The organism is Neisseria sp. P0008.S004 (genome assembly GCF_051962755.1).
GTDB classification, from domain to species: domain Bacteria; phylum Pseudomonadota; class Gammaproteobacteria; order Burkholderiales; family Neisseriaceae; genus Neisseria; species Neisseria subflava_A.
The window spans coordinates 1-286 of sequence record NZ_JBQCUZ010000043.1; the positions used below are offsets into that span (position 1 = coordinate 1).

The 286-nt window shown below is 49.3% G+C and carries 1 pseudogene; it reads right to left on the reverse strand.

The features are described 5' to 3' along the window. Window positions 1-221 (reverse strand): annotated as a pseudogene (locus ACTHSW_RS10870) (IS5/IS1182 family transposase); the annotation flags it as partial. Window positions 222-286: the final 65 nt, after the last annotated feature.

Here is a 286-nt window from a genome sequence, read left to right on the forward strand (position 1 = left end):
TCGGAGAGGCTGTGCCATTGTCCGAGCAGGACGGCTTTGAACATGGACAACAGGGGATAGGCGGGACGGCCGCGGTGATCTCTAAGGTAACGGGTTCTTTGACGATTCAGGTACTGTTCGATCGGTTGCCAATCAATTACCTGATCCAACTTCAATAGTGGGAAGCGGTCGATGTGTTTGACGATCATGGCTTGGACGGTTTGCTGAAAGAAGGTGGTCATGGAAAATCCCCTAAATGTCTTAGTAGGAATTTAGGGGATTTTGGGGAATTTTGCAAAGGTCTCAG